Origin of the sequence: Bacillus sp. FJAT-29814 (assembly GCF_001510715.1) — a bacterium.
Lineage (GTDB): Bacteria > Bacillota > Bacilli > Bacillales > Cytobacillaceae > Neobacillus.
The window spans coordinates 80,028-89,503 of sequence record NZ_LMTJ01000013.1; the positions used below are offsets into that span (position 1 = coordinate 80,028).

Below are 9,476 nucleotides of genomic sequence, written 5' to 3' on the forward strand. Positions count from 1 at the left end.
GAAAGAATGACAATTGAATATTCTAATAGTCGGAACAGGGTATGTCGGTACAACCACCGGTCTAATTTTTTGCGAAATGGGACATCAGGTCACCGGCCTTGACCTTGATAATCGAAAAATTCAAGCGCTGCAAGCCGGCAGTCTACATTTTTATGAGCCAGGTCTTGAAGCGCTCTTGAACAAGCATGTCCGGAGCGGCCAAATAATTTTTACAAAAGAAACCGAAGCCGCGGTTCAAAAAAATGATGTCATTTTCATCTGCGTAGGCACTCCGATGGGGGAAAACGGAAGCGCCAATCTTTCCTATGTACGAAATGTCGCCGAAGCGATCGGGCGCTATATGAATCAATATAAAGTGATTGTCACAAAAAGTACCGTGCCGGTTGGAACTGCGGAGCTTGTTACGAAATGGATTGAAGCCAACCAACCAACTCCTATTCCGTTCGATGTCGTCTCCAATCCCGAGTTTCTGCGAGAAGGGTGCGCTGTCCAGGATGCGCTTCATCCCGACCGCATCATAATTGGGACCACAAGCCCAAAGGCTAGCACCATCATGAAGGAATTATATCAAAATTTCTCCTGCCCAATTATCGAAACCCACCCAAAAGCCTCTGAAATGATCAAGTATGCAGCCAATTCCTTCCTCGCGATGAAGATTTCCTATATCAATGAACTAGCCAGGCTTTGTGATGTGCTCGGGATAAATGTAAACGATATTTCGAGGGGGATTGGCCTCGACCACCGAATTGGCACGGATTTCCTGCATGCAGGAATGGGGTACGGCGGCTCATGCTTCCCGAAAGACGTCAATGCTTTGCTGAAAACGGCCCTGGACCATCACCGCCCTTTATCTATTTTAGAAAAAGTAGTCCAAGTAAATAACGAACAGCCATTATATATAATCGAAAAAATGAAACAGACATTGGGTGAATCGCTTCAGAACAAAACAATTGCCGTACTTGGGTTGTCGTTTAAAGCGAATACGGACGATACCAGGGAGTCGCCCAGTCTTGTGTTGATTGAGCATTTGGCGGCTGGGCAGGCGGAAATCAAAGCTCACGACCCGGTAGTGAAGTTCCGCAGCGATGGAACGATGAATTTTCAGCAGTGCGAAACAGTGGAGGAAACGGTCAAAGGGGCGGATGCGGTCGCGATTGGGACTGACTGGGCCGAGTACCGGCAACTAGATTGGGCTGCACTAAAGCAACTTATGAAACAGCCGATTATTTTTGATGGCAGAAATATGTTGGCTAAATCGGAGCTAGAGGGCTTAGGATTTCAATGTTTAGGTGTGGCTAATTTTTAAAAAAGGAAGGGTGAGTAATGTCTGCTCACCCTTCCGTTATTTAGCTGCCCAAGAACCTTTAGTGCAAAAAAGCAAGTTTTCATTTCTGGCTTTGCAGGACAAGCTGCAGCACAACCGACGTCCGCTTATTAAAAAAAAGAAAATAGCCGCGCCGGAGCACGACTATTTTTAGATATGGCCTTATTTCGCAAAATTAAGGAATCCTTAGAATAATGGTTGCGGCTACGCCATTTGGAAGGGCTCTGCCGGTACTTGTGACAACTTGTACGGACAACAAGTCACATTGGTTAACCGGTACATTAAAGCCGCTTCCAACACCGCAGCAGCCAGGACCTGCCATTGCCGTAACACCTGTTGACTGCACAGTGGAAGCACAATCAGTACTTCTAAATACGGTAGCGGTTACGGTTTCCCCTGCCATTAAGTTAAAGTTGCGAATATTTAATACAAGACCTGTGATGGTTGCGTTTTGTGGAACGACAACACTACTCCTCGCAAATCCACCCGCTCCCCCCTGGGATGTTCCAAGACCAAGGAAGTCATTATTGCCAACCTGTTGGTCTGTACCTAAATAAATCGTGCTACCTCCAGGTCCCGTCGGTCCTTGAGGTCCGGTTGGTCCTTGAGATCCGGTAGGTCCTTGAGGTCCAGTTGGCCCTTGAGGTCCAGTTGGTCCTTGAGATCCGGTAGGTCCTTNGGTCCTTGAGGTCCAGTTGGCCCTTGAGGTCCAGTTGGTCCTTGAGATCCGGTAGGTCCTTGAGGTCCAGTTGGCCCTTGAGATCCGGTAGATCCTTGAGGTCCAGTTGGCCCAGTAGGTCCAGTTGCACCTTTGACGCCTTGAGGTCCCGTCGGTCCTTGAGGTCCAGTTGGCCCAGTAGGTCCAGTAGCACCTTTAACGCCTTGAGGTCCCGTCGGTCCTTGAGGTCCAGTTGGCCCAGTAGGTCCAGTAGCACCTTTAACGCCTTGAGGTCCAGTTGCGCCCTGAGGTCCCGTCGGTCCTTGAGGTCCAGTTGCTCCAGTAGCACCTTTAACGCCTTGAGGTCCAGTTGCGCCCTGAGGTCCCGTCGGTCCTTGAGGTCCAGTTGGCCCAGTAGGTCCAGTAGCACCTTTGACGCCTTGAGGTCCAGTTGGTCCCTTCGGTCCAGTTGGTCCCTTCGGTCCAGTTGGTCCCTTTGGTCCAGTTGGTCCCGTCGGTCCAGTTGGTCCCTTCGGTCCAGTTGGTCCCGTCGGTCCAGTGGCCCCAGTTGCTCCCGTCGGTCCTGTAGCTGCGTTAACGTTAACATTTACTTTGACTTTTTGCTTGCATTTGCAATCTCTTTTGCCGCATTCCGAGCATTTGTCTTTTTTATGACATTTACATTTTTTGTGACCGCATTCGTGGCATCTACTTTCACTGACGGTTTCTACTTCAGCAAAATTGTTATCGTCAGGTTTAAATCCGCTATATTTTCTGCTCATATTTTTCCCTCCTTATCCTCAAACCTTCTGTATCTTATGAATCAAGCTGTAAATGAGTTCGGACGAGTAGCTAGAAAGACTGCCCATTTTTTAAAGAAGGAACTGCATGTTTCCTACTCGCAAATCAAAGCAAATAAAAAACTCCCACCGAGAAAACACGGTCAGGAGTTATGACTAGTCATTTGTTACAGATGGTGCCAGGCACCGATAAGAAGGTTCATACAGTGATAAGTCAGCTAATGGTGTCAGGCACCATAACTTATATTTTCAATGTAGATAGCTTTGTTTCCCTTCGGCAGTTTTATTCGGAGTTTGTCGTTGCGGCGCAGGCGGTGGCCTGTTTCGGCATCGATGAGTTCGCCTCCTATATCTATGGTGCATTTGGATTTGTTGAGCAGCAGCAAGGTGTTGTCAGTCAGAGGGACGAAGGTAATTTGATCTATTTCTGAGAATTCTGGATCCAATTGAAATAACTGGCGTAAATGGAATTCATTTTTTAACGATTTAAACCTTTGTACCTTCGGGTCGGTACTGACTCCCGTATCCTCGTCTGTGATTTCCATAACGATTTTCCCGTGGAATCCACGTTTGGCCCGCTGTTTTTTCGCGGCAAACGAGAATGTCGAAACTCCCAGCAGCAACACGGCGACCACACCGGCAACAATATAAATCCATGGGTATGAATCAGTTTCACTGGTGAGCTTCACATCCGCAACGACTGGCTCCGACTTGCCCTTAGCTGCTCCTGCAGGGATTGAAAATTTTTGCGGCGGAGTCTCTCGGAAGAAGCTGTCACCCTCTGCCTTTACCACCAGCGCGAATTCTCCTGAATCACCCGTCTTAAATTCCCCTGAAAACTCTTTGTCTCCGGCTTTTAGCGGGATTTCCTCGGTATTTCCGGAGGTTAAATCCTTAACGAGCAACACCGACTTCAAGGATTGATAAAGGTCCTTGTTCACCACTTCCTTGCTGCCTTCCACGAAAAACGCTTCAACCTTAACTGTTTGGCCAGCTTTCATCGTTTTCGGAATGGGGGCCGTCTTTAGCTGCAAGTCATTATTGAATACCATCTTAATATCAATTTTATCCTCAGGAAAACCTTTCACTTTTAAAATCCAGTCACCCTGGACAGGATTAATCAGCTTCAGCATCGAGTAGTTCTTAGACTTGGTTAACGAAATCGAATCGGACGGAATCGCCTGCTCCTTGCCGGAAGGGTCCACGAGCTTAACTTCTACCGGCTTCCCTGAAATGAGTGAAATATTGGCTTCGAGTACATTTTCATTCGGAACGGTAAACGGAACATCTTGGAACTCCGGTTTGGCGACTACATCCTGTACAGGCACCATTTTCAGCTTTAAGTGGGCGGCAAAGATTTCACTCAATATTCCCGGCAGATCATTGGCGTTATTTGTTTCGAAAAACTTGCCATTTGTTCCGGTCGCAATCTTTTGCAGCAACTCTTTATTGAGCTTTCCATCGGCATTTAAGCCAATCACATAAATTGGATAGCCCTTAGCCTTGGCATCGACGACTGACTGGGCAAGCTGTTCGTCAGCCTGCTGGTTTGTTTTCGATTTGGTTTTATCGAGGTCGTTGTTGCCATCGGCAAGCACGACAATAAGCGGCTCGTACCCGGACTCATGCCCCTTATCCAAAAAGCTGATCGCTTCCGTTACTCCGGTCGAAATATCGGTGTAGGGATATTTTGCCGACAGCGAATCAATATATTTCTTGATCCCCTGTTTATCCGCTTCGGCTTGGATTTTTACCATGTCCATTTTGCTTTCCACATTATTCCCATAGGCGATGACGCCAATCTTGTCCCCTTTGACGGAAGACATGTCCACGAACATCTTCATCGCTTCGCTGCTGAGATTATTCGGATCACTCGACAGCATGGAGCGGCTGGCATCGACCACTAGGACCCCTTCAATCCTTGAAGTCACATCCGCATCCCCTTCAGCACGAACCTGAAAGGAACTGATCATGCAAAAAACAACCATAAAAACTGTGAAACTAGTAACCAACCTTTTTCGCATCTATGTACACCTCCACTAGCACATCATATTTGATTTTGTTCATTAAAGTATTTTTATTCGTTCTATATATAATACATTTTACCATCCATACGGTGGATTTCCTGAAATAGTTGTCAAAAACTATGGGATAATTTATCGACAATTTTTGCAGGAGATACTGTGGAAGTTTTAAGGTTTAACTATCCTCTGCCCATTGCTGACGAAATGAAATTATTGAAAATACTGTAACTTTATTCCTGTTAGTGATTTTAATTTGGTAAAATTGAACTATATAATTACTTTAATTTTCCAGTTTGGGAAGGATGTTCGGCTTATGAAGAAATTAGTAATGACAGTTTTAATGTTTGTGCCTGCTTTTGTTTACTTATTGTTATATGGAAAAACCATGGCATCGGGGAATTCTTTGCAGATTGCCTCCAATGTACTGGTAATGGGGATATTTATAGCACTAGGAGTGATTACAAAATTCTCCATCGATAGCAATTCAGCCATGTTCAAGTTTCTAAGTGTGCAGGATGATGAACTTTCCAAAAACCCCGAATTGAATAAGCTAGCCGGGGAAATATGGAGAGCTTATAACTATAAGAAGGAAAAGTCGAAGTCCCAATTGAACATTTCAACCTTTATTGAGATGTTCATGTCCGAATTTCAAATTGATAACAAAATCAATATCGTAAAACAAATGAAATTGATTCAAACGTTAGCTTCAATTGCGATTCTACTTGGGGTACTCGGAACCTTTATCGGTCTGGTGATATCCTTGGCGGCTTTGAAACCGACTGCCCAGCTGGATCAGTCAATTTTTAAAATATTGGGCGGAATACATACAGCGTTTTATACCAGTATTGCGGGGATTCTATTTTCAATTGCTATTAATCTGCATACGAAAATACGAAACTCTGAACAATTATTATTGCAATTGATGTTAAAAATAGAAAACTACATCTATCAAAAAGACCTTAAGACGTCTGATTATTTTGTTGTTGAAGCCATTGGCGAGGTAAAAACGGCTGTCCACAACATGGGCAGGGCATTCTTGGATGTTGCCAGCTTTTCTAATGAATTTAAAATCGCTACAGATAACCTTATTCAATACAATGAGAGCTTTCGTCTAAACACGGATGAGGTGAGCGTCATGTTCAAGAACATGAAACAGATTACCGGCCAATTTGCGAAACGCACCGCACAGCTTCATGACGATTTTGAAAAATTATTCGGTTATTTTGAAACCCAAAACAGCAGTTTAAACGGTGTGAAGCAGACGCTTGAACAATCAAGAAATGATTTGAAAGTGGTTTTGGGCGAGCAGTCCATGGTTATTGGCAAAATCATGAATCAGAGTGAAAGTGTTCAACAGCAATACCAGGCAATGTTTAATGATACCCGAAAAGCATTAAATCTGGCCTACAAAGAGTTAAACGGATTTTTTCAGCTAATATCATCACAAATTACACAAATTGCGGTGCAAAATGAATCACAATTGGAGATGCATAAACAACTTACCGATTCCATATATAAGCAAATCAAAAAAGAGCAGGCCGGTCTGTTAAAACAGTTGAAGGAGGCAAATGCCCATAACAATGAAACAGCAGCGACCTTTAGTAATGCCGTTAACAGGATTGAGACGAATGCAGTTAATCAAACACAAGCAAATGAAGCGATGGCAAACAGTTTGTCAGTACTAAGCAGCCACGTTAAACAAACCAATGAATTAATTGTAAAAATAAACCAAACCTTTGCCAGCGGCACCAATGGAACGACAGCATCGTTAAAATCACTTGAGCAAAGCATGAGTGTGTTACAAAAAAGCATCGACCAACTTTCAGGGAAAATGAATGAACGGCAATTAGTCTAAAAGGAAAAGGGTTTGAGCGATGAAGAGAAAATATAATCGATTATTAAACCACAATTCTGAGGAAAGCGATTTTTGGCCTTCTTTTACCGATTTATTATCAAGTATCCTGCTCGTTGTCCTGATTGTGTTTGTTGGGATTATTGTCACGATTAACAATGAAAGTAAGGCAAGGCAGGAAAAAAGTCAGGAAGAAATCAATAAACAGGCAAAACTGATTGCTGAAAAAGAAAAGCAAATCGAGGCATTATCTTATATTCAAAAAGATATTGTTGAAAACCTTGAAAGAGAGCTCTCAGATAAACAATTAGGCATATCAATAGACAAGGAAACAGGTGCCATCAAATTTAAAGATGATCTTTTATTTGAAACTGGTAAAGATGTAATTAGGCCAGAATTTAAGGAGAAGCTTCATCAGTTCCTTCGAATCTATTTTTCTACCTTATATGGACAATATAAGGACCAAATTGCTGAAGTTGTCGTCGAAGGCCATACCGATGATGTAGGCGATTATATAGATAATCTTGATTTATCGCAGCGTCGGGCCTCCAGTGTGGTAAAATTTATTTTAAGTGATGGAGATATTCCATTTAAGGATTTGGTAACGAAGGACATCACCGCCAATGGCAGGTCTGAGAGCCAGCTGAAAATCGTCAATGGGGTAGTGGACAGAGCACAGTCAAGGCGAGTTGAATTTAAGTTCAGGCTAAAAAACAATTATGAAGGAAGCGAAACCAAAAGTGGAAATTAAGGTCCTTCTAGTCAGCGCGGGGGAGCTGTGAACATGGTGGATATCAAACACTATCAGATGGTCAGAGAACTGAATAATGGGGAACATGTCAACGTTTATGTTGTCAAGAACAAGGAGAACGGTGAGATGGGCATCCTCCGTCTCATGAACGGTTCCGAAAATCATGAGGACTGGAAGAACGTGTACCGCCACTACGGCATTCATATTACAAAAAATAAATCCCTGCCATCATTAAAGTGGAATGATGTTTGGGATGACCGGCCATTTGTAGTATTAGATGGGACCGAAGGAAACCTATTAGAAATCGGACAGGTTCTCACCGGCAGACAAATTGACCAGCTCCTCGAGGGTGTCATCCATTTGCATCAACAAAATATTCTATTTGGCAAACTAACACGGTTTAATATTTGGATCAAGGTAACTGGCGACCTCGCTTTATATGGTGCGGGAGAAAGAACGATATTTTATCCGGAACGCAAGATGTCAATCGAGGATGATGTAAAGCAGGTTCTGGCATTTATAAAAAATTATTCAGAAATCCCAGACCATCATTTTGATGGACTTAGCTTTGAAACAGCATCACAGCTGCAGGAATGGGTGCTTGCCCAATTGGCGATCCCGAAGCCTGGGTTGGTAGACAAGGGCGAAACATCCAAGACTGTTTTCGCGGAGCCTGAACCGAAAACGGCTGAAGTCCCAAGGATCGAGAAGAGGGCATTTCCTTCATCATCAACGTCGCCGGCGCCTAAAGTCAAACAGAAGAAGGGTTCCTTGGTAAAATGGCTCGGAGGCGCTGTGATAGCGGGGCTCCTCGGCTTTGCCACCATCGGCATGATGCAGCGTGATGCCGAGCAGGCAGGCAAAGAGGAAAAACAGCAGCAGTTGCCGACAGAAGTAAAGACCGAGAACACAGATGGTGCTGTGCAGGAACAGGTACCGGCAAATAATACAGCCGATTTATCCAAAGCTGCCCCGTTATTTTCTGGCTGGGAATTTATAAAACAGGCATCAACCAAACTGGGGAACACAGAATATACAATCGTTGCCGCTGGTCAGAAGCGGGATGAGTATTCAGGGGTTGTAAAAATCGCCGTTTTATCTGTAACACCAAAGGGAGAATGGCAAAAGCTTTGGGAATCGCCGGAATATGAGAGCTATTTATCGGAACAGGAATATTACGTACAATCGTTTTTGACCGTTGCCTCAAAGGATGCGCAAAAGGCGTTGCTTGTGTTTGACCTGCCTGATGGGGGATCGATGGGGATTTCCGAGGTGAAGGCAATTACAATCCAAGTGAATGGAAATGCAGAAGAGGTATGGAGCGGTTATGGCTTTAGCCTGAAGCAGGAGAATGATGTGATTGTGGTAAAGGAAATGGGCGTGAAAAAGCTCTCAATTGCTGATGGGAAATTCACAATCGAGGAATTTGCCCGAAGTGAATCAGCTCCAGCGGATGCAAAAACTGTCATGTTTGACCTGGATGAATCAGGAATGGTCACTCCTGTGAATGAGAAGCTGATTTCTCTAAAAGCGGGCGACAAACTGGCATTTATCCCAGTCAATCCCGAAGTAAAACGAAAATTTGACCAAGGTGAAATCTCCATCTATACCGATGTTTATAACGGTGGGGATGGGGTGTCCTTGGCCAACGCATTTACCGTTAAATCCGGCAATTATGTACAAGTCGATGAAGCCGGGGAATTCCATTTCGTTCTTGAATTCCTAAACGGCCCTGAAATAGATTTTGACCATCCGGAACCGACGTTTATTGCGGAAGTTGGAAAATAAACTTGAAGTAGTTGATGTGAACATATTAGAGGGTAGCCAATAAGGTCAATTGGCTACCGAAACCGATGAACAAATTCAAAAAGGGTAGCCAATAAGGTTCATTGGCTACCGAAACCGATGAACAAATTCAAAAAGGGTAGCCAATAAGGTCCATTGGCTACCGAAACCGATGAACAAATTCAAAAAGGGTAGCCAATAGGAGTCAAGTCCATTCTTTTGTGTAAAAGTGTCAATAATGTTTTTCAACCAATTAATAAATTTATTAATAAATGGTGTTAG

At 44.0% G+C, this 9,476-nt stretch carries 5 protein-coding genes; 4 read left to right on the forward strand and 1 reads right to left on the reverse strand.

From position 1 onward, the window contains the following. The first annotated feature begins 13 nt into the window (after positions 1 to 13). The gene (locus tag AR334_RS26395; RefSeq protein WP_082693122.1) at positions 14 to 1,306 is read left to right on the forward strand and encodes a UDP-glucose/GDP-mannose dehydrogenase family protein; all 1,293 of its coding nucleotides are present in this window, start codon (positions 14 to 16) and stop codon (positions 1,304 to 1,306) included. 1,703 nt (positions 1,307 to 3,009) lie between these two features. Here the strand turns inward: AR334_RS26395 and AR334_RS26410 are convergent. Continuing rightward, positions 3,010 to 4,806: a VWA domain-containing protein gene (locus tag AR334_RS26410; protein ID WP_066321181.1), complete on the reverse strand. Its 1,797-nt coding sequence runs from the start codon at positions 4,804 to 4,806 to the stop codon at positions 3,010 to 3,012. Between the two features lie 313 nt (positions 4,807 to 5,119). Here AR334_RS26410 and AR334_RS26415 point away from each other — a divergent pair, with 313 nt between their 5' ends. The 3 genes from AR334_RS26415 to AR334_RS26425 are packed head-to-tail and all read left to right on the forward strand — an operon-like array spanning position 5,120 to position 9,197. Further along, positions 5,120 to 6,661 carry a MotA/TolQ/ExbB proton channel family protein gene (locus tag AR334_RS26415; protein WP_066321183.1) on the forward strand — a complete coding sequence of 514 codons (1,542 nt, stop codon included), beginning with the start codon at positions 5,120 to 5,122 and terminating at the stop codon, positions 6,659 to 6,661. 19 nt (positions 6,662 to 6,680) lie between these two features. Continuing rightward, positions 6,681 to 7,409 carry an OmpA family protein gene (locus AR334_RS26420; protein ID WP_066321186.1) on the forward strand — a complete coding sequence of 243 codons (729 nt, stop codon included), beginning with the start codon at positions 6,681 to 6,683 and terminating at the stop codon, positions 7,407 to 7,409. A 33-nt stretch (positions 7,410 to 7,442) separates the two neighbouring features. Further along, complete coding sequence (locus tag AR334_RS26425) at positions 7,443 to 9,197, forward strand: hypothetical protein (protein WP_066321188.1); 1,755 nt, start codon at positions 7,443 to 7,445, stop codon at positions 9,195 to 9,197. Positions 9,198 to 9,476 lie beyond the last annotated feature (279 nt).

Bases quoted from the DNA above. Each gene is read 5' to 3' on its own strand.
- AR334_RS26425 (WP_066321188.1), top strand. From the start codon at position 7,443: ATGGTGGATATCAAACACTATCAGATGGTCAGAGAACTGAATAATGGG.
- AR334_RS26410 (WP_066321181.1), bottom strand. From the start codon at position 4,806: ATGCGAAAAAGGTTGGTTACTAGTTTCACAGTTTTTATGGTTGTTTTT.
- AR334_RS26415 (WP_066321183.1), top strand. From the start codon at position 5,120: ATGAAGAAATTAGTAATGACAGTTTTAATGTTTGTGCCTGCTTTTGTT.
- AR334_RS26420 (WP_066321186.1), top strand. From the start codon at position 6,681: ATGAAGAGAAAATATAATCGATTATTAAACCACAATTCTGAGGAAAGC.